Source organism: Sulfuritalea sp., from assembly GCF_031426875.1.
Taxonomy (GTDB): Bacteria; Pseudomonadota; Gammaproteobacteria; order Burkholderiales; family Rhodocyclaceae; genus Sulfuritalea.
Map to the genome: position 1 here is coordinate 17,591 of NZ_JASJPC010000049.1, position 20,076 is coordinate 37,666.

25 protein-coding genes are annotated in these 20,076 nt (G+C 63.7%); 4 read left to right on the top strand and 21 right to left on the bottom strand.

Annotated features, from left to right (window positions below; translation table 11 throughout):
- Positions 1–25 precede the first annotated feature (25 nt).
- From RMO95_RS19115 to RMO95_RS19125, 3 genes are all read left to right on the top strand, one after another.
- The gene (locus RMO95_RS19115; protein WP_310452260.1) at positions 26–562 is read left to right on the top strand and encodes a DUF1697 domain-containing protein; all 537 of its coding nucleotides are present in this window, start codon (positions 26–28) and stop codon (positions 560–562) included.
- 121 nt (positions 563–683) lie between these two features.
- Positions 684–1,130, top strand: coding sequence for an SRPBCC family protein (locus tag RMO95_RS19120; protein ID WP_310452261.1), 447 nt, complete (start codon positions 684–686; stop codon positions 1,128–1,130).
- 7 nt (positions 1,131–1,137) lie between these two features.
- A complete protein-coding gene (locus tag RMO95_RS19125) occupies positions 1,138–1,560 on the top strand; it encodes a thioesterase family protein (RefSeq protein WP_310452262.1) in 423 nt (140 codons plus the stop codon).
- A gap of 90 nt (positions 1,561–1,650) precedes the next feature.
- Here RMO95_RS19125 and nagZ read toward each other — a convergent pair whose 3' ends face one another.
- The 15 genes from nagZ to rpoE form a co-directional block, all read right to left on the bottom strand.
- Positions 1,651–2,646 carry a beta-N-acetylhexosaminidase gene (gene nagZ, locus RMO95_RS19130; RefSeq protein ID WP_310452323.1) on the bottom strand — a complete coding sequence of 332 codons (996 nt, stop codon included), beginning with the start codon at positions 2,644–2,646 and terminating at the stop codon, positions 1,651–1,653.
- A gap of 5 nt (positions 2,647–2,651) precedes the next feature.
- Positions 2,652–3,029, bottom strand: coding sequence for a holo-ACP synthase (acpS, locus tag RMO95_RS19135; protein WP_310452263.1), 378 nt, complete (start codon positions 3,027–3,029; stop codon positions 2,652–2,654).
- Between the two features lie 156 nt (positions 3,030–3,185).
- A complete protein-coding gene (locus tag RMO95_RS19140; RefSeq protein WP_310452264.1) occupies positions 3,186–3,935 on the bottom strand; it encodes a pyridoxine 5'-phosphate synthase in 750 nt (249 codons plus the stop codon).
- A gap of 40 nt (positions 3,936–3,975) precedes the next feature.
- Positions 3,976–4,704, bottom strand: a complete 729-nt coding sequence (gene recO, locus RMO95_RS19145) for a DNA repair protein RecO (protein ID WP_310452265.1) — start codon at positions 4,702–4,704, stop codon at positions 3,976–3,978.
- 115 nt (positions 4,705–4,819) lie between these two features.
- Positions 4,820–5,707: a GTPase Era gene (gene era, locus RMO95_RS19150; RefSeq protein ID WP_310452266.1), complete on the bottom strand. Its 888-nt coding sequence runs from the start codon at positions 5,705–5,707 to the stop codon at positions 4,820–4,822.
- On the bottom strand, positions 5,704–6,372 hold the full coding sequence (gene rnc, locus RMO95_RS19155) for a ribonuclease III (RefSeq protein ID WP_310452267.1): 669 nt from the start codon (positions 6,370–6,372) through the stop codon (positions 5,704–5,706). Before rnc ends, era begins: the two co-directional genes overlap by 4 nt.
- Positions 6,372–6,728, bottom strand: a complete 357-nt coding sequence (locus RMO95_RS19160; RefSeq protein ID WP_310452268.1) for a DUF4845 domain-containing protein — start codon at positions 6,726–6,728, stop codon at positions 6,372–6,374. Before RMO95_RS19160 ends, rnc begins: the two co-directional genes overlap by 1 nt.
- A gap of 8 nt (positions 6,729–6,736) precedes the next feature.
- A complete protein-coding gene (gene lepB / locus RMO95_RS19165; RefSeq protein WP_310452269.1) occupies positions 6,737–7,525 on the bottom strand; it encodes a signal peptidase I in 789 nt (262 codons plus the stop codon).
- Positions 7,522–9,315, bottom strand: a complete 1,794-nt coding sequence (gene lepA / locus RMO95_RS19170) for a translation elongation factor 4 (protein ID WP_310452324.1) — start codon at positions 9,313–9,315, stop codon at positions 7,522–7,524. The genes lepB and lepA overlap by 4 nt, the downstream gene beginning before the upstream one ends.
- 69 nt (positions 9,316–9,384) lie before the next feature.
- Complete coding sequence (locus RMO95_RS19175) at positions 9,385–9,690, bottom strand: glutaredoxin family protein (protein ID WP_310452270.1); 306 nt, start codon at positions 9,688–9,690, stop codon at positions 9,385–9,387.
- Positions 9,641–11,077 (bottom strand): DegQ family serine endoprotease, encoded by a 1,437-nt coding sequence (locus tag RMO95_RS19180; protein WP_310452271.1) that lies wholly within the window; start codon positions 11,075–11,077, stop codon positions 9,641–9,643. The genes RMO95_RS19175 and RMO95_RS19180 overlap by 50 nt, the downstream gene beginning before the upstream one ends.
- Complete coding sequence (locus RMO95_RS19185) at positions 11,074–11,520, bottom strand: SoxR reducing system RseC family protein (protein ID WP_310452272.1); 447 nt, start codon at positions 11,518–11,520, stop codon at positions 11,074–11,076. Before RMO95_RS19185 ends, RMO95_RS19180 begins: the two co-directional genes overlap by 4 nt.
- A complete protein-coding gene (locus RMO95_RS19190; RefSeq protein ID WP_310452273.1) occupies positions 11,517–12,476 on the bottom strand; it encodes a MucB/RseB C-terminal domain-containing protein in 960 nt (319 codons plus the stop codon). The genes RMO95_RS19185 and RMO95_RS19190 overlap by 4 nt, the downstream gene beginning before the upstream one ends.
- Positions 12,476–12,970, bottom strand: coding sequence for a sigma-E factor negative regulatory protein (locus RMO95_RS19195; RefSeq protein WP_310452274.1), 495 nt, complete (start codon positions 12,968–12,970; stop codon positions 12,476–12,478). The genes RMO95_RS19190 and RMO95_RS19195 overlap by 1 nt, the downstream gene beginning before the upstream one ends.
- Positions 12,971–12,974: 4 nt before the next feature.
- On the bottom strand, positions 12,975–13,574 hold the full coding sequence (gene rpoE / locus RMO95_RS19200; protein ID WP_310452275.1) for an RNA polymerase sigma factor RpoE: 600 nt from the start codon (positions 13,572–13,574) through the stop codon (positions 12,975–12,977).
- A 182-nt stretch (positions 13,575–13,756) separates the two neighbouring features.
- Between rpoE and nadB the strand changes: the two genes are divergently transcribed.
- Positions 13,757–15,343: an L-aspartate oxidase gene (gene nadB, locus RMO95_RS19205; protein WP_310452276.1), complete on the top strand. Its 1,587-nt coding sequence runs from the start codon at positions 13,757–13,759 to the stop codon at positions 15,341–15,343.
- Between the two features lie 18 nt (positions 15,344–15,361).
- Here the strand turns inward: nadB and RMO95_RS19210 are convergent, their stop codons facing one another.
- The 6 genes from RMO95_RS19210 to RMO95_RS19235 form a co-directional block, all read right to left on the bottom strand.
- Positions 15,362–15,784 (bottom strand): protein YgfX, encoded by a 423-nt coding sequence (locus RMO95_RS19210; RefSeq protein WP_310452277.1) that lies wholly within the window; start codon positions 15,782–15,784, stop codon positions 15,362–15,364.
- A 12-nt stretch (positions 15,785–15,796) separates the two neighbouring features.
- Complete coding sequence (fabF, locus tag RMO95_RS19215) at positions 15,797–17,032, bottom strand: beta-ketoacyl-ACP synthase II (protein ID WP_310452278.1); 1,236 nt, start codon at positions 17,030–17,032, stop codon at positions 15,797–15,799.
- Positions 17,033–17,070: 38 nt separating this feature from the next.
- Positions 17,071–17,310 carry an acyl carrier protein gene (gene acpP / locus RMO95_RS19220; RefSeq protein ID WP_310452279.1) on the bottom strand — a complete coding sequence of 80 codons (240 nt, stop codon included), beginning with the start codon at positions 17,308–17,310 and terminating at the stop codon, positions 17,071–17,073.
- A gap of 88 nt (positions 17,311–17,398) precedes the next feature.
- On the bottom strand, positions 17,399–18,145 hold the full coding sequence (gene fabG, locus RMO95_RS19225) for a 3-oxoacyl-ACP reductase FabG (protein ID WP_310452280.1): 747 nt from the start codon (positions 18,143–18,145) through the stop codon (positions 17,399–17,401).
- A 1-nt stretch (position 18,146) separates the two neighbouring features.
- A complete protein-coding gene (gene fabD / locus RMO95_RS19230) occupies positions 18,147–19,082 on the bottom strand; it encodes an ACP S-malonyltransferase (RefSeq protein WP_310452281.1) in 936 nt (311 codons plus the stop codon).
- Between the two features lie 16 nt (positions 19,083–19,098).
- A complete protein-coding gene (locus RMO95_RS19235; protein ID WP_310452282.1) occupies positions 19,099–20,067 on the bottom strand; it encodes a beta-ketoacyl-ACP synthase III in 969 nt (322 codons plus the stop codon).
- Between the last annotated feature and the right edge of the window lie 9 nt (positions 20,068–20,076).

Consider the following 20,076-nt stretch of genomic DNA (forward strand, 5'->3'; position numbering starts at 1 on the left):
CACTGCAGGTTCAGGCGGTAAGCGGATGAAGACTTACATAGCGCTGCTCCGGGGCATCAACGTCCTGGGCAAGAACTCCTTGCCGATGAAGGAGCTTGTTGCCCTGCGGGAGGGTATGGGCGCCAGAAGCGTCAGGACTTATATCCAAAGCGGCAATGTGGTATTCCAGAGCACGGAGAAGCACGCTTCGCCGCTTGCGACACGGCTGATGGATGAAATCAAGGAACGCTGCGGCTTTTCGCCCCAGGTGCTCATTCTCGGGCCCGATGCGCTGGAAAGGGCGATTGCACGGAACCCGTTTCCCGAGGGGGAAGCGGACCCGGTCAGTCTGCATCTTGGCTTTCTTGCCGCCACTCCGAGGAGCCGTGACCTGGGAAAACTCGACAGCCTCAGAAAACCGAGCGAACGTTTTCATCTCGGGGATGATGTCTTCTATTTGCATACGCCCGAAGGGTTTGGAAAATCCAGGCTCCCGGCCAGTGCCGAGAAATTGCTTGGCGTGCCGATGACGTATCGCAATTGGCGCACGGTATGCAAAGTCAGCGCAATGGCGAGCGAGTAGACGTCTTACGCCGCGCCCAGGCATGCGGTTCAGTGACCTTGGGCGCCACGCTTTCGCAGCGGTTATACAATGCCCCGAGGTCAGCCTTCCAACCCGCAATGCCTTGAAAGGAGAACCGAAAATGCCTACAGGTACAGTGAGATTTCATCGTGTGCTCCGCGCGCCCGCGGAGCGAGTGTATCGGGCCTTCCTGGACGCGGACGCCATGGCCAAGTGGCTGCCGCCCTACGGCTTCACGTGCAAGGTTCACCACATGGAAGCGAAGGTCGGCGGCAGCTTTCGCATGTCGTTCACAAATTTCACGACAGGAAACGGCCACTCCTTCGGCGGCGAGTATCTCGAATTGGTTCCCCACGAGCGGATTCGCTACACGGACAAGTTCGATGACCCGAACCTGCCCGGCGAGATGCAGGTGACGGTGGCCTTGAGCAAGGTGTCCTGCGGCACCGAAATCAACGTCGTGCAGGAAGGGGTCCCGGAAGTCATTCCGCTTGAGATGTGCTACCTCGGGTGGCAGGAATCCCTAGCGCAGTTGGCAACGCTCGTCGAACCCGAGATCCCGGACTGACGCGAAGATGAAGGAGACCTTGAAACCCGGCATCAGGTACGAGCACAAGTTCATCGTTCCGCCATCGAAAACCGTCCCGGCGCTTTATCCGGAGTCGGAGGAGTTCCTGGCGATGCCGGAAGTCTTCGCCACAGGTTTTCTGGTCGGCTTCCTCGAATGGGCCTGCATCAAGGCGATCAATCCCCATCTCGACTGGCCGCAGGAGCAAACGGTGGGAACCCACATCGATGTGAGCCACGAGGCGGCAACGCCGCCGGGCCTGGAGGTCACGGCGACGGTGGAGTTGATCGCGGTCGAAGGCAAGCGGTTGGTTTTTTCCGTCGAAGCCCACGATGGAATGGACCTGATATCCCGCGGCCGGCACGAGCGTTTCGTCATCGACAAGAAGAAATTCGATGCCCGGCTTGGCGCGAAAATGGGCGGCGCGTGAGTTGGCTGCGTAGCGAACGCCGCGCGATGGCTGCCGGTGCTTTGCGGCTGCCGGATCGGCGCCGTATCGCCAGCGCCAACTTTTGCGCCTTCAGGCCGTAAGGCTCTCCACCGCCGCCCTGCCCGCCGCGTAGCGCGTGGCATCCTGCTGCCAGCCGGCCGGCGGCGAGAGCCGCGCCAGCCGCGCCGCACGCAGCGGATCGGCAGCAGGCTGCCAGTTATCCAGCACCGTGGCGACGGCGTCGGGCGCATTGCAGATCAGCAGCACGTCGCAGCCGGCGTTCCAGGCGGCCTCTGCGCGCTGCACCATGTCGCCGGCGAAAGCGGCGCCTTCCATCGACAGGTCGTCGCTGAAAATCACGCCGTCGAAGCCGAATTCCTTGCGCAGTTTTTCCAGCCAGACCGGTGAGAAACCGGCGGGCCTGCTATCGACCTGCGGGTAGATCACGTGCGCCGGCATCACGGCGTCGAGCTTGAGGCGACGGTAAGGCGTGAGGTCGGGTTCCATCTCGGCCAGGCTGCGCTCATCGACCGGAATCGCCAGGTGCGAGTCGGCCGCGACCCAGCCATGGCCGGGGAAATGCTTGCCGCAGCAGCCCATGCCGGCGGCACGCAGGCCTTCGATCAGGGCGCCGGCGAGTTCGGCGACCGCAAGCGGGTCACGGTGGAAGGCGCGGTCGCCGATGACGCCGCTGGGACCCCAGTCGAGATCGAGCACCGGGGTGAAGGAAAAATCGACGCCGCAGGCGCGCAGTTCGGCCGCCAGCAGGTAGCCGAGATCGGCGGCAGCCCGACGCGCGGCGGCGGGATCGGTGTCCCACAGTTCGCCGAGGCGGCGCATCGGCGGCACATGGGTGAAGCCCTCGCGGCAGCGCTGCACGCGCCCGCCTTCGTGGTCGATGGCGATCGGCAGCGCCGGGCTGCGCAGGGCGTGAATCGCGGCGCACAGCGCGGTGAGCTGCTGCGGATCGCGGTAGTTGCGGGCGAACAGGATCACGCCGCCGACCAGCGGGTGGGCGAGACGCTGGCGGTCGAGGTCGGACAGTTCGAGGCCGGCGATGTCGATCATCAGCGGTCCGAGAGGCAGGCTGTTCATGGCTTCTCCAATATGACGAAGGCGACGGCATAGTCCTGCTCGTCGCTGATGGACAGGTGGGCGGTCAAGCCGCGTTCGGCGAAATGGGCGGCGAGTTTTGGCGAATAGCTGAAGGACGGTTTGCCGAGTTCGTCGTGGCCGACGGCGATCTCGGGTAGCAGCACTGGGGCACGCACGCCGGTGCCGAGCGCCTTGCCCAGCGCCTCCTTGGCGGCGAAGCGCTTGGCCAGGAAACGCGCGGGATCGAGGCTGGTGCGGCAGTCCTCGCGTTCTTCCGGCGCCAGCATCTTCTCCAGGCCGCGCTCGCCGTGGCGCTGCCAGTAGTCGGCCATGCGCGCGACGGCGACGATGTCGGTACCGATGCCGAAGATCATGAAAAAACCTGGTTAGCCACAGAGGACACAGAGATCACAGAGAAAACCAAAACAAGCAGCAGGAACTGTCGCCCGGATCGATGCCCGCAAAGCAACGACGGGAGGTGTTTCGCTTCCCTCTGCGTCCTCTGTGGCTTGAATTCCGGTTTTCCATCATCACCCACATTGCGCCTCGCGCAGCAGGCGCTTCATTTCGGCCACGGCTTCGCGCATGCCGACGAATAGTGCGCGGCTGACGATGGCGTGGCCGATGTGCAGTTCGCGGATGCCGGGCAGCGCCGCCACCGGCTGCACGTTGAAGTAGTTCAGCGCATGGCCGGCGTTGAAGCGCATGCCGGCGGCGCGGATCGCCGCGCCGGCGCTGCGTATCTTGTTGAGTTCGGCGACCACGGCCGGGCTCTCTCTGTCGCGGCCCTGATTGAAGAAGGCATGGGCGTAAGGCCCGGTGTGGATTTCGCAGACGCGCACGCCGATGCGGGCGGCGGCTTCGACCTGCGGCAATTCGGCGTCGATGAAGACGCTGGTGACGATGCCGGCGTCACGCAGGCGCGCCACGACTTCGCGCAGGCGGGCTTCCTGGCCGGCCACGTCGAGGCCGCCTTCGGTGGTGATTTCGTGCCGGCCTTCGGGCACCAGCATGGCCATCTCGGGCCTGACCTGGCAGGCGATGCCGACCATCTCGTCGGTGGCGGCCATTTCCAGGTTGAGCTTGATGTGGGTCAGTTCGCGCAGGCGCCGCACGTCGTGGTCCTGAATGTGGCGGCGGTCCTCGCGCAGGTGCACGGTGATGCCGTCGGCGCCGCCGAGGTGCGCTTCGACGGCCGCCCAGACCGGATCGGGCTCGTGGGTTTTTCTCGCCTCGCGCACGGTTGCCACGTGGTCTATGTTGACGCCTAGTTCGATCATGCTGCCTCCGTATGGCCACCCGCGGATAAGGGGATGATAGTCACAACTCCTGCAATTCGATGAAAACCCGTCGCGATTGCAGCGGCTTGCCGCCCAGGTGATGCGCGATCAAAGTCCGCATCAGTTGCCGGCTTTCGACCCGCGTGCGCGGATCGGTGTAGTCGTCGGCCGCCATGTCGAGCAGGGTCTTGCCGCGCAGGCGCGGCGCCTCGCCCGGCGCCGTATCGCTAGCGCCAACTCTTGCCACCGGCCCGCGTTCGATGAGGAAGGCGTATTCCTGCTCCGGCGCCACCGGCAGGCCGGTATCGACGTCGATGTCCAGCGTCAGGCCGTAGCCGAGTTCCTTCAACAGCGTCTTCTCGAAGCGCCGCAGTTCCGGCGCGTCGGCGCCGCCCGCGGCAAGGGCGTAAAGGGCAGCGGCATAGGCGTCGAACAGCGCGGCGTGGGCGTCCTCGCGCGGCAGCATCTTCAGCAGCAGTTCATTCAGGTAATAGCCGAGCAGCAGGCAGCGCCCGCCCAGCAGCGGCATGCCGCCGAGCCATTCGGCGCGGGCCAAAGTCTTGACTTCGCCGCCGCCGAACCAGCCCAGTTCCAGCGGCTGGAAGGACATCAGCAGGCCGCGCATGGCCGAACGCGGCCGCCGCGCCCCGCGCGCCAGCAGCGGCACGCGGCCGTGGTCGCGGGTGAACACGTCCACCACGAGGCTGGTTTCGCTGTAGGGATGCAGATGCAGGACATACGCCGCCTGCCCATCGACGCGCTTGCTCACGAAGGGGCTCTCCCCCCAGCCCCCTCGCCAGGCGAGGGGGTGACGCTGGTTCGCGAGCTGCGCTCGCTCCGTGTGGTTGGCGGCGCCGTCCTTGGGGCGGCCCGGCGGACGGCGCTCAATCGTAACCCAAAGATTTGAGCGCCCGCTCGTCGTCGGCCCAGCCGCCCTTGACCTTGACCCAGGTTTCCAGCCAGACCTTGCCGCCGAACAGGGTTTCCATTTCCTTGCGCGCGTCGGTCGAGATGCGCTTCATGCGCTCGCCGCCCTTGCCGATGACGATGGCGCGGTGGCCTGCGCGATCGACGATCACGGCGGCGTGAATCCGGCGCAATTCGCCTTCCTGTTCGAACTTCTCGATTTCCACGGCGATGCCGTAGGGCAGTTCCTCGCCCAGGTTGCGGAACAGCTTCTCGCGCAGGATCTCGGAAGCCATGAAGCGTTCGGAGCGGTCGGTGATGTCGTCCGCATCGAACACCGGCGGCCCTTCCGGCAGGTAGCGCGCCACGGTGCGCAGCAGTTCGTCGGTGCCGATGCCCTTCTCGGCCGACAGCGGCACCAGTTCGGCGAATTCATGCAATGCGGATACCTTGGCAATGAAGGGCAGCAGTTCCTTCTTGTCGGCCAGGCGGTCGATCTTGTTGATCACCAGCACGACCGGCGTGCCGGCAGGCAGCATGCGCAGGATCTCGGCTTCGCCGTTGCCCCAGTTGCCCGCCTCGACCACCAGCAGGATCACGTCGACGTCGGCGAAGGTCGAAGTCACGCTGCGGTTCATCAGGCGGTTCAACGCGTTCTTGTGGGTCATCTGGAAACCCGGCGTATCGACGAAGATGAACTGTGCATCGTCGGTGGTCAGCACGCCGTGAATGCGATGGCGCGTGGTCTGCGCCTTCTTCGAGGTGATGCTGACCTTGGCACCCACCAGGCGATTGGTCAGGGTCGATTTGCCGACGTTGGGCCGGCCGATGACGGCCAGGTAGCCGGTGCGGAACGCTGCGTTCATGATTTGATCTCGGCTATGGCGCGCTGTGCGGCCTGCTGTTCGGCAATGCGCCGGCTGGCGCCGGTGCCCGTGCTGCGTATGCCCAGGTCCGCAACGACGCATTCGATTTCGAACTGCTGGGCATGCGCCTCGCCGCTGGTCGCCAGCAGCGTGTAGCGCGGCAGGGGCAGGTGCCGCCCCTGGAGGATTTCCTGCAAGGCGGTTTTCGGATCCTTGCCGCTGTCATTGGGATCGATGCGCGTCATGGCCGGCTCGTACAGCCGTTCGATGACGCGGCGCACCGCATCGAAGCCGGCATCGACGTAGATCGCGCCGAACAGCGCTTCCAGCGCATCGGCGAGAATCGAGGGACGCCTGGAGCCGCCGCTCTTCAACTCGCCCTCGCCCAATTGCAGCAGTTCGCCGAGGCCCAATCCCCGCGCGATCTCGGCCAGGGTTTCCTGCCGCACCAGGCTGGCGCGCAGACGCGAAAGTTCGCCTTCCTTGAGTGCGGCAAAACGCTGGTAGAGGGCGGCCGCGACGACGCAGTTGAGCAGGGAGTCGCCGAGGAACTCCAGGCGCTCGTTATGCGAGGAACCGAAACTGCGATGGGTCAGCGCCTGGCGCAGCAACTCCGGCCGGCCAAAGCCGTGACCCAGGGCCGCCTCCAGGCGCTGTGGCTTCATTACTTGGCGCTGCTGCCCTCGAAATCGAAGACCAGGCTGGCATTGCCGAACAGGGGAACCTTTTTCGAATAGGCGAAGGTGATCACCAGCTCGCCGCCTTCCTTCGTAATTTCGATATCCGCCGGCGGCATGCTCTTGACGTCATCCATGTCGGCACGCCTGCCATAGGCTGCCCGCACCTGCGCCACAGTCGCATCCTTGAGGCTATTGTCGCCGGCAGTGCCCTTGATCGCCTTGAGCGCGTTGCCGTATTCGATCCAGGGCGGCACGGCCTTCATCGCCAGCAGGGCGACCATGCCCAGAGCCACGCCGATGAGCACCATACCGTTCAGGCTGAGACCACGCTGAAATTTCATGTTTGCCCCTAGTTAAACGAGCCGACCCGCTTCAGATCGGAAAAATTGAACCAGATGAAGAACGCCTTGCCGACCAGGTTCGCGTCGGGAACAAAGCCCCAGAAACGGCTGTCCTGCGAATTGTCGCGATTGTCGCCCATCATGAAATAGTGCCCGGGCGGTACCTCGCAACTCACGCCCTCACTATTGTAGTGACATTTGTCGGCGTACGGAAAGCGCACGCTTTGCTGCACGAAGGATGGCGCGTCGGCCTCGACCAGGATTTGATGGTCCACGCTGCCCAGGGTTTCGACGAAGCGCGGCGTGTAGAACAGGCGGTCGCGATCGAGATAATCGTCGGTCTTCTTCTGCACGATTTCCTTGCCGTTGACGCTCAGCTTCTTGTTGCGGTAGACCACCTTGTCGCCCGGCAAGCCGACCACGCGCTTGATGTAGTCGAGCGAAGGATCCGGCGGGTAGCGAAACACCACCACGTCCCCGCGCTGCGGCGAATTGAGCGCAACGACCTTCTTGTTGATCACCGGCAGGCGCACGCCATAGGTGTATTTGTTGACCAGGATGAAATCGCCCACCAGCAGGGTCGGAATCATCGAGCCGGAGGGAATCTTGAAGGGTTCCACGAGAAACGAGCGCAGCAGGAAGACCGCGAGAATGACGGGGAAGAAACTGCCGCCGTATTCGACCCACCACGGATCCTTGGCGTCCGGCGGGCGCTTCTTCCTGGCCCAGAAATAATCGAAGGCCCAGATGATGCCGGTGGCAACAACGAGTATGAAAAGTATCAGTGCAAAGTTCATTTGTCACCCACACGCAACACCGCGAGGAAAGCCTCCTGCGGAATTTCGACACTGCCGACCTGCTTCATGCGCTTCTTGCCGGCCTTCTGCTTTTCCAGCAGTTTCTTCTTGCGCGTGATGTCGCCGCCGTAGCACTTGGCCAGCACATCCTTGCGCATGGCCTTGACGTTCTCGCGGGCCACGATGGTCGAGCCGATCGCCGCCTGGATGGCGACGTCGTACATCTGGCGCGGAATCAGCTCGCGCATCTTGGCCGCCAGCTCACGACCGCGATACGGCGCATTGGCGCGATGCACGATCAGCGACAGGGCATCGACCTTGTCACCGTTGATCAGCACGTCGAGCTTGCACACGTCGGCGGCCCGATACTCCTTGAACTCGTAGTCGAGCGAGGCATAGCCGCGCGAAACGGACTTCAGCTTGTCGAAGAAATCCATCACCACTTCGGCCATCGGCATGTCGTAGGTCAGCTGCACCTGGCGGCCATGGTAGGCCATGTTCACCTGCGAGCCGCGCTTGCTCTCGCACAGGGTGATCACCGCGCCGAGATATTCCTGCGGCACGAAAATCTTGGTGGTGATGATGGGCTCGCGGATTTCTTCCATTTTCTGGACGTCCGGCAGCTTGGCCGGGTTTTCCACCTGGAGGGTGCTGCCGTCGCGCATCAGCACCTCGTACACCACTGTCGGCGCGGTGGTGATCAGGTCCTGGTCGAACTCGCGTTCCAGTCGTTCCTGCACGATCTCCATGTGCAAGAGGCCGAGGAAGCCGCAGCGGAAGCCGAAACCGAGCGCCTGCGACACTTCCGGCTCGTAGTGCAGCGAGGCATCGTTGAGCTTGAGCTTCTCCAGCGAGTCGCGCAGGCTGTCGTACTGGTTGGATTCGATCGGATACAGTCCGGCAAATACCTGCGACTTGATTTCCTTGAAGCCGGGCAAGGCCTGGGCGGCGCGGCGATCGGCGATGGTCACTGTGTCGCCCACCTTGGCGGCGTCGAGTTCCTTGATGCCGGAGATGATGAAGCCGACCTCGCCGGCGCGCAACTCGGGGCGGGTCACCGACTTGGGCGTGAACACGCCGACCTGTTCGCACAGGTGCTGCGAACCTTCCGCCATCAGCAATATCCTGTCCTTGGCACGCAGGGTACCGTCCACCACACGTACCAGCATCACCACGCCGACATAGTTGTCGAACCAGGAGTCGATGATCAGGGCCTTCAAGGGCGCTGCGGGGTCGCCCTTGGGCGGCGGGATGCGGGCGATGACGGCTTCCAGCACGTCATCGACACCAAGCCCGGTCTTGGCCGAACAGAGAATCGCGTCGGTCGCGTCGATGCCGATCACGTCCTCGATTTCCTGCCGCGCATTGTCGGGGTCGGCCGCCGGCAGGTCGATCTTGTTCAGCACCGGCACCACGTCGACACCGAGTTCGATCGCCGTGTAGCAGTTCGCCACGGTCTGCGCCTCGACGCCCTGCGAGGCGTCGACCACCAGCAGCGCGCCCTCGCAGGCGGACAGCGAGCGGCTCACCTCGTAGGAGAAGTCCACATGTCCCGGTGTGTCGATCAGGTTCAGGTTGTAGGTCTTGCCATCGCGCGCCGTGTAGCTGAGGGCCGCGGTCTGGGCCTTGATGGTGATGCCGCGCTCACGCTCGATATCCATCGAGTCGAGCACCTGCGCCTCCATCTCGCGGTCGGACAGACCGCCACAGCGATGGATGATGCGATCGGCCAGGGTGGATTTACCGTGGTCGATATGGGCAATGATGGAGAAGTTGCGGATGTGATCCATAGGAGCAATAAAAAAGGCGCTCATTCAAGCTCTTGAGCACCTTGGACGCATTGAAGCAAGAGGGAGATTTTAGCCCAAAGCACCCAAATACTCACGCACTTTCGCGGCGTCGAGAAAGTAGTGACAGAGCTCCCGGCCCTCGCCATCGGCCAGCACCGGCACCAGTTCGTTGTATTTCGCCTCGAGGACCGGATCGGCATCCACGTCCACCACCTCGATATCGAAAAACGGCACGTCCGGCTCGCTGCGCAGGATTTCCAGCGCAGCGAGCATGTCGTGGCACAGATGACAATAGTCGCGGCTGAACAGCCGCAACTGCGGCGGCTTATTTATCGGAGGGACTCTTGAGGGTAATGAAGGTCTGCGAGTCGCCACGCCGCACCAGCAGGGTCATGGCGCCTCCCTTTTCAACGCCCTGCAGCATGTCGTTGAACTGCGCCAGCGACTTGATGTCGGTCTGGCTGCCCTTGACGATCGCCGAGAGGATGATGTCGCCGGAGCGAAGTTCGGAACGGGCCCCGCCGTTCTTGACGTCCTCGACGATCAAGCCGTGCTGGATGCCCAGCGCCCGCTTCTGTTCCGCGGTCGGCACCGCCAGCACCAACCCGAGCCGGTTGGCTGCCTGGGGTTCGGCCGGCTTGCCGCTGCGGCCGGCAAGGCGCGTCTTGTTGTCGTCTTCGTCCGCCAATTCGCCGACCGTGACACCGAGGTCGCGGGTGGTGCCCTTGCGCCAGACCTGCACAACCGACTTGTTGCCGGGGCGGGTCGATCCCACCATGCGCGGCAGATCGGCGGACTCGTTCACCACCCTGCCGTCGAACTTGAGAATGATGTCGCCGACCTCGATCCCGGCCTTGTCAGCCACCGAGCCCTTTTCCACCGAGGCGACCAGCGCGCCCTGCGGCTTGCCGAGATTGAAGGACTCCGCCAGTTCCTTGCTCACTTCCTGGATGCCGATACCGAGGCGGCCACGGCTGACCTTGCCCTTGGCCTTCAACTGATTCTGGATGTCGATCGCCAGATCGATCGGGATCGCGAAGGAAAGGCCCATGGAACCGCCGGAACGGGAATAGATCTGCGAATTGATGCCGATCACCTCGCCCTTCAGGTTGAACAGCGGCCCGCCCGAGTTGCCCGGATTGATCGCCACGTCGGTCTGGATGAAGGGCACGTAGTTCTCGTGCGCCAGCGAGCGCCCCTTGGCGCTGACAATGCCGGCGGTAACGGTGTTCTCGAAGCCGAAGGGCGAGCCGATCGCCACCACCCATTCGCCGACCTTGAGCTTGACCGAATCGCCCAGCCTGGCCACCGGCAAATTGCTGGCTTCGATCTTGATCAGCGCGACGTCGGTGCGCTTGTCGGCGCCCAGCACCTTGGCCTTGAACTCGCGCTTGTCGGTGAGTTTGACCAGCACTTCGTCAGCCCCGTCGACCACATGCGCATTGGTCAGGATGTGGCCGTCGGCACTGACGATGAAGCCGGAACCCAGCGAACGGTTCTTGAACTCCTGCGGCACGCCGGGATGATTCGGAATCTGCCCCGGGAAGAAGCGGCGCAACAACTCCTGCGTTGCGTCGTCGCCATCGAAGGGAAACTGCGGACCGCCGCGGCGCCCCTTGATAACCTGGGTCGTACTTATATTGACGACCGTGGCGCCCTGCTTTTCGACCAGTTCGGTAAAGTCGGGCAGGTCGCGGGCGTATGCCTGCAAGGGCAGCGCCGCGCAACAAGCCAGTGCGAGAGAGACTACAAATTTCTTCATGATTGCTCCTTGAATCGTACTTCCCTGGTCTGAACCTGCAAGGAATACAGACTACCCTCGCGACGCGCACGCATTTCATTACGGCGCAACAAGGCGAGACCGCCGCCGAGACCCGCCAGCGTTCCCAATATGGCCCCCGCATCGCCGGCCAGCGACTGCCCGCCGGCTGCCCCGGCGATCGCCAGCAGCAAGGGCAGCACATAGGACATCAGAGACGCGCGCCACAGGGCGCCGCCGGCTACGGTCAGTTGCACGTGATCGCCCACGCGCGCGCCGATCGAATTGGCCACCTGGTAGCGGCGCGACGCGGCGGTCAATCCGAGCAGACCCGTCTGACAAGCGTCTGCGGTCTTGCAGTTGCCACAACTTGGGGCGCGCCCGGGCACTTCAACCCAGGCCTCGTCGCCGGACACGGCCACGACCACCGCTTCGCACTGGTTCATTTGCGTCTCCGTTCGACGCCGTCGCCGAGACGTCTGACGGCCAGTGCCGGTACCTCGCCCATGACCACCACGCGATGATCGCCCAGTTGGCGCCGGTACACATTGACCGGTCCCAGCGTGGTCACCGTCTCAGCGTCGCCGGCCGAGCCGCCGGGCTCGATGAATACCGAGATCGACGCCAGACCATCGGAGAACACCACGTGCAGGCTTTCCGGTTGCTCGGGAGCGCTCTGCCGCTTCATCGACGCCACCTTGCGGAAGCCCGGCAGCAGGGTGCGAAACATCCAGTCCATGTCGTCCGCTTTGAGCTCCGTCGTCCGCACCTGCTGTACTCGCACTTGTTCAGTATTGAAACGCGGCTGCAGCGCCCCATGTTCGAGCGGGCCACCGATCTTGACCTGGGTGAACACGAAGGACTCCAGCGTCTCGCCTCGCGCGTCGACCAGGTTGGCCTTCAGCAGCAAACCGCTGGCCGCGTCCATCCAGAACTCATGGCCATAGCGCAAGTCGTCGCGCGGCTGCAGCAATACCGCACGGCTCTTCAGCCCCGCGACACGTCCCTGTCCGCCACTGCGAATGGCATAGTGTTCGGGCAGGCTGCCCAGCCCGGCTGGCAGCAGGGCCGGGAATCCGCGCCCGATGGAGCGGTTCTCGATGATGACCAGCTTCTCGTCCGGAAAAAAGCATTTGACTTCGCCGCCGGCGCGGATGACCTCGCGCGGGCTACCGTCGAGGGCCTCGATGCGCTCGAATTCAATGCCATCTCGCAGCGAATGCGCTATGCGCGAGGTGTCGACCTTGCCGCCGCTGCGATAGACAAAAGTGCCGCTGTAGGTCAGCTCCCGGGACCCTTGCGCGATACGCTGCAACAAGGCCAGCCCATCGTCGGCGAGGGCCGGAACGGGAAGCAGCAGGACGGTGGACAGGAGCAGCAGCGAGGTGCGGACAAACGCCATCAACGACCCTCGCCCGATACGGCAACGGTGCGGATATTGCGCGCACCGCCGACCATGGCGCCGGCCGGCGCATAGGCCTGATGTGCCACCAGATACTCCTGCAGCCGCGGCGTCGCCTGCGCCACCACTGCCGCCTTGGTGCCGGCCAGGTTGCCGGTGCCTACGGGCATCGCGTCGCTACCGGGTGCCAGCGCCAGCCAGGCCACGACCGCAACGCCGGCAGCGGACGCCGCCAGAGCCAGGACCGGCCGCTGCCAATCGGCGCTATTTCGCCGTGCAGGCGCCATCACCGTAGGCTCGAGTTCAAGCGCCGACATAACGCGTGTCGTGACATCGACGTCGAGTTCCCGTTCACCCCGCAAGGCCGCGCCGATCAATTGGCAATCGCACCATTGACTGCGCAGATCCTCGCTGCGGCGTATCGCCCGCAGCGTTTCGGGAATCTCCTGGACGTCGAGCTCGCCATCCATCAGGGCAGAAATTCGTGTCTTCATGTTCTCACCATCGTTTATCCGGGGCCGCATCGAGCAGAGGCCTCAATTTCGCCGAAATCGCGTCGCGTGCACGGAAGATCCGCGAACGTACGGTTCCAATCGGGCAGTCCATTACCTTGGCTATTTCCTCGTACGACAATCCATCTATTTCGCGCAAGACGATCGCCGTGCGCAAATCCTCCGGCAGCGCTTCCATCGCCGCATTTACCGTCTGGCCGATCTGCTTGGTCATCAACAGGCGCTCGGGAGTATCGCTGTCGCGCAGCAGCTCGGCTTCGTCATAGCCTTCCGCCTCCTCGCTATCCACCCCGGTCGTCGCCGAAGCGCGCCGGCCATGGGTGATCAGCCAGTTCTTTGCGGTATTGACGCCAATCCGGTACAGCCAGGTATAAAAAGCGCTGTCATTGCGAAAACCCGGCAAGGCCCTATAAGCTCGAATGAAACTGTCCTGAACAATATCCTCCACCTCGGCTGAATCACGCACCATGCGCGAAATCAGACGCGCAAGCTTGCGCTGGTACTTGGCAACCAGCAGGCCGAAAGCCTGCTTGTCACCAGCCTGCACCCGCTCGACCAATATCCGGTCTGCTTCGCGATCTCCCATGGGCTTTGCCGTTTATTCTCGCCAGATAAATTGCGCGGCTTCACTTTGGCCGCAAGCGAGTATAACAAGTCACTCAGCCCACATTCGTCACCGTTTCGGCTGCTGCAGCTCAGCCGCTGCCGACAATGACCGGGGCCTGTGCAAATAGTTCCACACTCCGAGCAGTGATATAGTCCCGCCCCATGAATCCAGCCGCCATTCAGCATTTCGACGTCCTCATCATCGGCAGCGGGCTGGCCGGACAGTCGCTGGCCCTGCGGCTCGCGGACAGCCGCCGGGTGGCCCTAGTCACCAAAAAGATGCTGGCGGACTCGGCCTCGGCCTGGGCGCAAGGCGGTATCGCAGCAGTTCTCGACCCCGCCGATACGATCGACGCCCATGTCAGCGATACCTTCACGGCCGGCGCCGGCCTGTGCGATCCGACAGCCACCCGCTTTGTGGTCGAGCACGGTCGCGAGGCCATCGACTGGCTGATCGCACGGGGTGTTCCCTTCACGCCCGACGATTCCTCGCTGGGCTTTCACCTGACACGCGAAGGCGGCCACGGCCAGCGCCGCATCATCCATGCCGCCGATGCAACCGGCACCGCCGTGCAGGAGACCTTGACCGAGCTGGTGAGGAAGCACCCCAATATCACCGTCATGGAACGGCACATCGCGGTCGACCTGATCACAGCAGCCAAACTCGGCCTGCCACGCAATCGCTGCCTCGGCGCCTATGTGCTGGATATCGCCCGCGACCGGGTACTGACCCTGGGCGCCAGCCACACGGCGCTGGCCACGGGCGGCGCCGGCAAGGTCTATCTCTACACCACGAACCCCGACACGGCCACCGGCGACGGCGTGGCCATGGCCTGGCGTGCCGGCTGCCGGGTGGCGAACATGGAGTTCATCCAGTTCCATCCGACCTGCCTGTATCACCCGCACGCCAAGTCCTTCCTGATTTCGGAAGCCCTGCGCGGCGAGGGCGGCCTGTTGCGCCTGCCCGACGGCACGCGCTTCATGCCCGACCATGACAGCCGCGCCGAACTTGCGCCGCGTGACATCGTCGCCCGTGCGATCGACTTCGAAATGAAGCGCCATGGCCTCGACTGCGTTTTTCTCGACATGACGCACAAGTCGGCGGAGTTCCTCAAGGATCACTTTCCGACCATCCTCGCGCGCTGCCTGCAACTGGGAATCGATATCACTCGCGAACCCATTCCGGTGGTGCCTGCGGCCCATTACACCTGCGGCGGCGTGGTCACCGATCTTGCCGCGCGTACCGATCTGAACGGGCTCTATGCGATCGGCGAAGCCACCTTCACCGGCCTGCACGGCGCCAATCGGCTGGCCTCCAATTCGCTGCTCGAATGCGTGGTGTTTTCCGCCGCAGCGGCACAGGACATACTCGCCGCACCGGTGGAACCGTTGCCGCATCTACCGCAATGGGACGAGAGCCGAGTACGTGACGCCGACGAGGAAATCGTCATCTCCCACAACTGGGCGGAGCTGCGCCGCTTCATGTGGGACTACGTCGGTATCGTGCGCACCAACAAGCGGCTGGAACGCGCCCTGCACCGTATTCGTCTGCTGGAAAAGGAAATCGACGAGTACTACGTGAACTACCGGGTGGGCAACGACCTCATCGAGTTGCGCAACCTGGTGCTGACGGCTCACCTGATCGTCAAAAGCGCGCTGCGCCGTCACGAAAGCCGCGGACTCCACTTCAGCCGCGACTACCCGGAAACCCTGCCGCGCGCACTGGACACGGTACTTCACCCGCGCTAGACCAGAGCGGGCAGCAGCTCAGGCCGGTTTCGCCGGTGCGGAGCGCCAGCGCAGCCAGAGCCGCAACTGGCGAAAATCTTCCTCGGTCAGACTGTCGCCAGGCAGCGTCAGCGAGCGCAAGCGGCCGTGCTGCCGATACAGCAGCACGATCAGGAAGGACAGCACCAGCGTATGCGGATGCACCGTGGCCTCGCTCGCCGTGCCGTCAGCGTCAACTGTCTGCAGGCGACCGTCGCCACCGAGCACCAGACCCGCGACCGGCAGCAACCGGCGCAGGCGCGCCAGGGACGCGCCGACCAAAAACAGGAGCAGCGCCGCCAGCCACGAAGGAACATGGCTGGCCAGCACCGCGGCGGCAGCGGCAAGGTGGGCCAGCGACTGGATGACCAGCAGCTGCCGCGACGACTTTATGGAAACAGAACGGGTGGCGACCTGCTTCATCGCCCGGTCGACCTAAATGCGGCGGAAGACCAATGAGCCGTTGGTGCCGCCGAAACCGAAGTTGTTCTTCAGCGCCACATCGATCTTCATCGATCTTGCGGTATTGGCGCAGTAGTCCAGATCGCACTCCGGATCCTGGTTGAAGATGTTGATGGTCGGCGGCGATACCTGGTGATGCACGGCGAGCACCGTGACCACGGATTCGAGGCCACCGGCGCCGCCCAGCAGGTGGCCCGTCATCGACTTGGTGGAATTCACCACCAGTTTCTTCGCCGCATCGATGCCGAAAGCCAGCTTGATGGCCTCGGTCTCGTTCTTGTCACCGAGCGGCGTGGAGGTGCCATGAGCATTGACGTACTGCACTTCGTCGGCATTGATGCCGGCGTTCTTCAGCGCGTTGACCATGCTGCGCCGCGGACCGTCGGTGTCCGGTGCGGTCATGTGGTAGGCGTCGCCGCTCATGCCGAAACCGGCCAGCTCGGCGTAGATCTTTGCGCCGCGCGCCCTGGCATGTTCGTATTCTTCGAGCACCATCACGCCGGAACCTTCACCGAGCACGAAGCCGTCGCGATCCCTGTCCCAGGGACGACTCGCCGTCGCCGGATCGTCGTTGCGCGTCGACAAGGCCTTGGCCGAGGCGAAGCCGCCGACCGCCAGGGGCGTTGTCGTCGCTTCGGCGCCGCCGCATACCATCACATCGGCATCGCCGTACTCGATCATGCGCGCACTGATGCCGATGGCGTGCAAGCCCGTGGTGCAGGCCGTGACTACCGCAATATTCGGCCCCTTCAGACCCAGCATGATCGAGAGGTTGCCCGAGATCATGTTGATGATGGTGCCGGGAATGAAGAAAGGCGAAATCTTGCGCGGCCCGCCGGCCAGGTAGTCGTCGTGCGTGTCTTCGATCATCGGCAGACCGCCGATGCCCGATCCGATGTTCACGCCAATGCGATCGGCGTTTTCGGCGCTGACCTCGATCCCGGAATCGCGGAAGGCCTGGATGCCGGCCGCCATGCCGTAATGGATGAAGGTATCCATCCGGCGCGCTTCCTTGGCCGACAGATAGGCGGCAACATCGAAACCCTTTACCTCACCCGCAATGCGCGCCGCAAAGGCCGATGCATCAAAGCGGGTGATCGGCCCGATGCCGCTCTTGCCGGCAGTCAGGTTGCTCCAGGCTTCTGGAACGCTATTGCCAACCGGCGAGACAAGGCCCAGACCGGTGACGACCACACGGCGTCGCGACACGATGAACTCCGAGAAAAAGGATTGGAACGGGTTTGAAATTACTTCTTGATGTTGGCGTTGACGTAGTCAATTGCCTGCTGCACGGTGGTGATCTTTTCTGCGTCCTCGTCAGGAATCTCGCATTCGAACTCCTCTTCCAGCGCCATGACCAGTTCGACCGTGTCGAGCGAATCGGCACCGAGATCGTCCACGAAATTGGATTCGTTCTTGATGTCGGCTTCATTGACGCCCAGTTGCTCGGCGACGATCTTCTTGACGCGTAGTTCGATGTTCTCCATCTTGAAACTCCTTCCCTATGTTGTTCGGGTGGTAAAAACCTGCTTATTTTAACAAAAACACCGGCTCCCTCGCGGGTTTGACATCCGGTCAAGCCATGTACATGCCGCCGTTGACATTCAGTGTGCTGCCTGTGATGTATCCGGCGCGCTTCGACGCCAGAAACGCCACGGTTGCGGCGATCTCGTCGGGCTGTCCGAGACGGCCCAGCGGAATCTTGCCGAGCAGGGCGTCGCGTTGTGCCTCGGGCAGCGCTCGCGTCATGTCGGTATCGATGAAACCCGGCGCCACGCAGTTCACCGTGATGTTGCGGCTGCCGAGTTCCTGCGCCAGCGCGCGGCTCATGCCGGCGACGCCGGCCTTGGCGGCGGCGTAGTTGGCCTGGCCAGGATTGCCGGCTTCGCCGACCACCGAAGTAATGTTGATGATGCGCCCGAAGCGCGCCTTCATCATGCCACGCATGACCAGCTTGGACAGACGGAACACTGCCTTGAGATTGGTCTCGATGACCAGGTCCCATTCGTCGTCCTTCATGCGCATGGCGAGATTGTCGCGGGTGATGCCGGCGTTGTTCACCAGTATCGAAACCGCGCCGAATTTCTTCTCGATCTCACCGATCAGCGCTTCGCAGGCCGCTGCCTCGGTGACATTCGCCGCCGCGCCCCAGCCGGTGACACCGGCTGCATCCAGCGCCTTCTGGATCTCGGCTGCTCCCGCGTCGGTGGTCGCGGTGCCGACCACGGTCGCGCCCTGCGCCGCCAGTTCCAGCGCAATGGCGCGGCCCAGGCCGCGCGAAGCGCCCGTCACCAGGGCAATCTGTCCTTGCAACTCAGCCATATCAGTTTTCCTTTACGACTGTCAGCGCTGCATCCACGGCCGCCAGGTCATTCATGGCGCCGCCGTTGAGGCTGTCGACGCAACGCTTGACCAATCCGGACAGCACCTTGCCGGGGCCGCATTCGAACACATGGCTGACACCGGCGGCCTGCATCGCCTGCATGGTCTCGACCCAGCGCACCGGCGAGGCCGCCTGGCGCACCAGTGCATCCCTGATCGCAGCCGGATCGGCAAGCTGCGCGACGTCGACATTGTTGATCACCGGGAACTTCGGCGCGGCAAAGCTCACATCCGCAAGACGCGATTTCAGCGCTTCCGCGGCCGGCTGCATCAGCGAGCAATGGAAGGGCGCCGATACCGGCAGCATCAGGGCGCGCTTGGCGCCTTTGGCCTTGACCAGTTCCGCCGCCCGTTCGACCGCCGCCTTGTGGCCCGCGATCACGGTCTGCTTCGGCTCGTTGAAATTCACCGCCTGCACCACCTGTCCCTGCGCCGCCTCGGCACAGGCGTCGATCACGGCCGCGGCATCGAGGCCCATCACCGCCGCCATCGCTCCCTCACCGGCCGGCACGGCAGCCTGCATGGCCTTGGCGCGCAGTTCGACCAGCGGCACCGCATCCTTTAACTGCAGCACCCCGGCCGCCACCAGCGCCGAATACTCGCCCAGGCTGTGTCCCGCGACCAGAGCCGGCTGCGCGCCCCCCTTTTCCAGCCACAGACGATAGACGGCGATACCTGCGGTCAGCATCAGGGGCTGGGTGTTGACGGTCTGGTTCAGCGCCTCGGCCGGACCTTCGCTGACCAGTTGCCACAAGTCGCGGCCGAGTGCGGCCGACGCCTCGTCGAACGTGGCGCGGACTACAGCCGCATCGCCATAGGCGGCCATCATGCCGAGCGATTGGGAACCCTGGCCGGGAAACACTAATGCAAATTTCATGTTGATTTTCTCGAGTTCAGAACTTGAGCAGGGTCGCGCCCCAGGTGAAGCCGCCACCGACACCTTCGAGCAGCAGATGCTGGCCGCGCTGGATTCGACCGGCGCGTACCGACTCGTCGAGCGCCAGCGGAATCGATGCCGCGGACGTATTGCCGTGATGCCCTACGGTCACGATGCAATTCTCCGGTGCGATATGGAGCCGCTTCGCCGTTGCCTGCATGATGCGCACGTTGGCCTGATGCGGAATCAGCCAGTCCACCTGGGCAGCGGTCATGCCTGCGGCGTCCAGCACTTCGTTGCCAACGTCGGCCAGAACCTTGACGGCAAACTTGAACACGGCCTGCCCGTCCATGCGCAGGAAGGGATCGCCGGTGACCACGCCGCCGCAAAGCTGGCCCGGCACCGAAAGGATGCCGTGATGGCTGCCGTCGGCGTGGAAGGCGCTGGACAGCAGGCCCGGCTGGTCTGACGCTTCCAGAACCACGGCGCCGGCGCCGTCGCCGAACAGCACGCAAGTGCCGCGATCCTTCCAGTCGAGGATGCGCGAAAAAACTTCGGCGCCGACCACCAGCGCGCACTTGTGCGAGCCGGAACGAATGAACTTGTCGGCGATCGTCAACCCATAGACGAAGCCGCTGCAGACTGCCTGCACGTCGAAGGCCGCCGCGCCGTTGATGTTGCCCAGCTTGCTTTGCAGCAGGGCCGCCGCGCTCGGAAACACGTAGTCGGGCGTCGAGGTCGCGACAATGATCAGATCGACGTCGGCAGCCGTGCGTCCGGCCGCCTGCAACGCATGGCGGCTGGCTTCCAGCGCCAGATCGCTGCTGGTGACGCCCGCCGCAGCCAGATGGCGGCTGCGAATGCCGGTGCGCTCGACGATCCACTCGTCCGAAGAATCGAGTCCGTGCGCGGCGATCAACGCCGCATTGCTGACGGGCTCGCCCGGCAGATAGCTGCCGGTACCGCTGATTCGCGTATATATCATCACTCGACT

Coding starts and splice junctions, on each gene's coding strand:
- RMO95_RS19115 (WP_310452260.1), top strand. CDS start 26: ATGAAGACTTACATAGCGCTGCTCCGGGGCATCAACGTCCTGGGCAAG.
- RMO95_RS19120 (WP_310452261.1), top strand. CDS start 684: ATGCCTACAGGTACAGTGAGATTTCATCGTGTGCTCCGCGCGCCCGCG.
- RMO95_RS19125 (WP_310452262.1), top strand. CDS start 1,138: ATGAAGGAGACCTTGAAACCCGGCATCAGGTACGAGCACAAGTTCATC.
- acpS (WP_310452263.1), bottom strand. CDS start 3,029: ATGATCTTCGGCATCGGTACCGACATCGTCGCCGTCGCGCGCATGGCC.
- RMO95_RS19140 (WP_310452264.1), bottom strand. CDS start 3,935: ATGATCGAACTAGGCGTCAACATAGACCACGTGGCAACCGTGCGCGAG.
- era (WP_310452266.1), bottom strand. CDS start 5,707: ATGAACGCAGCGTTCCGCACCGGCTACCTGGCCGTCATCGGCCGGCCC.
- rnc (WP_310452267.1), bottom strand. CDS start 6,372: ATGAAGCCACAGCGCCTGGAGGCGGCCCTGGGTCACGGCTTTGGCCGG.
- RMO95_RS19160 (WP_310452268.1), bottom strand. CDS start 6,728: ATGAAATTTCAGCGTGGTCTCAGCCTGAACGGTATGGTGCTCATCGGC.
- lepB (WP_310452269.1), bottom strand. CDS start 7,525: ATGAACTTTGCACTGATACTTTTCATACTCGTTGTTGCCACCGGCATC.
- lepA (WP_310452324.1), bottom strand. CDS start 9,315: ATGGATCACATCCGCAACTTCTCCATCATTGCCCATATCGACCACGGT.
- RMO95_RS19180 (WP_310452271.1), bottom strand. CDS start 11,077: ATGAAGAAATTTGTAGTCTCTCTCGCACTGGCTTGTTGCGCGGCGCTG.
- RMO95_RS19185 (WP_310452272.1), bottom strand. CDS start 11,520: ATGAACCAGTGCGAAGCGGTGGTCGTGGCCGTGTCCGGCGACGAGGCC.
- RMO95_RS19190 (WP_310452273.1), bottom strand. CDS start 12,476: ATGGCGTTTGTCCGCACCTCGCTGCTGCTCCTGTCCACCGTCCTGCTG.
- RMO95_RS19195 (WP_310452274.1), bottom strand. CDS start 12,970: ATGAAGACACGAATTTCTGCCCTGATGGATGGCGAGCTCGACGTCCAG.
- rpoE (WP_310452275.1), bottom strand. CDS start 13,574: ATGGGAGATCGCGAAGCAGACCGGATATTGGTCGAGCGGGTGCAGGCT.
- nadB (WP_310452276.1), top strand. CDS start 13,757: ATGAATCCAGCCGCCATTCAGCATTTCGACGTCCTCATCATCGGCAGC.
- RMO95_RS19210 (WP_310452277.1), bottom strand. CDS start 15,784: ATGAAGCAGGTCGCCACCCGTTCTGTTTCCATAAAGTCGTCGCGGCAG.
- acpP (WP_310452279.1), bottom strand. CDS start 17,310: ATGGAGAACATCGAACTACGCGTCAAGAAGATCGTCGCCGAGCAACTG.
- fabG (WP_310452280.1), bottom strand. CDS start 18,145: ATGGCTGAGTTGCAAGGACAGATTGCCCTGGTGACGGGCGCTTCGCGC.
- fabD (WP_310452281.1), bottom strand. CDS start 19,082: ATGAAATTTGCATTAGTGTTTCCCGGCCAGGGTTCCCAATCGCTCGGC.
- RMO95_RS19235 (WP_310452282.1), bottom strand. CDS start 20,067: ATGATATATACGCGAATCAGCGGTACCGGCAGCTATCTGCCGGGCGAG.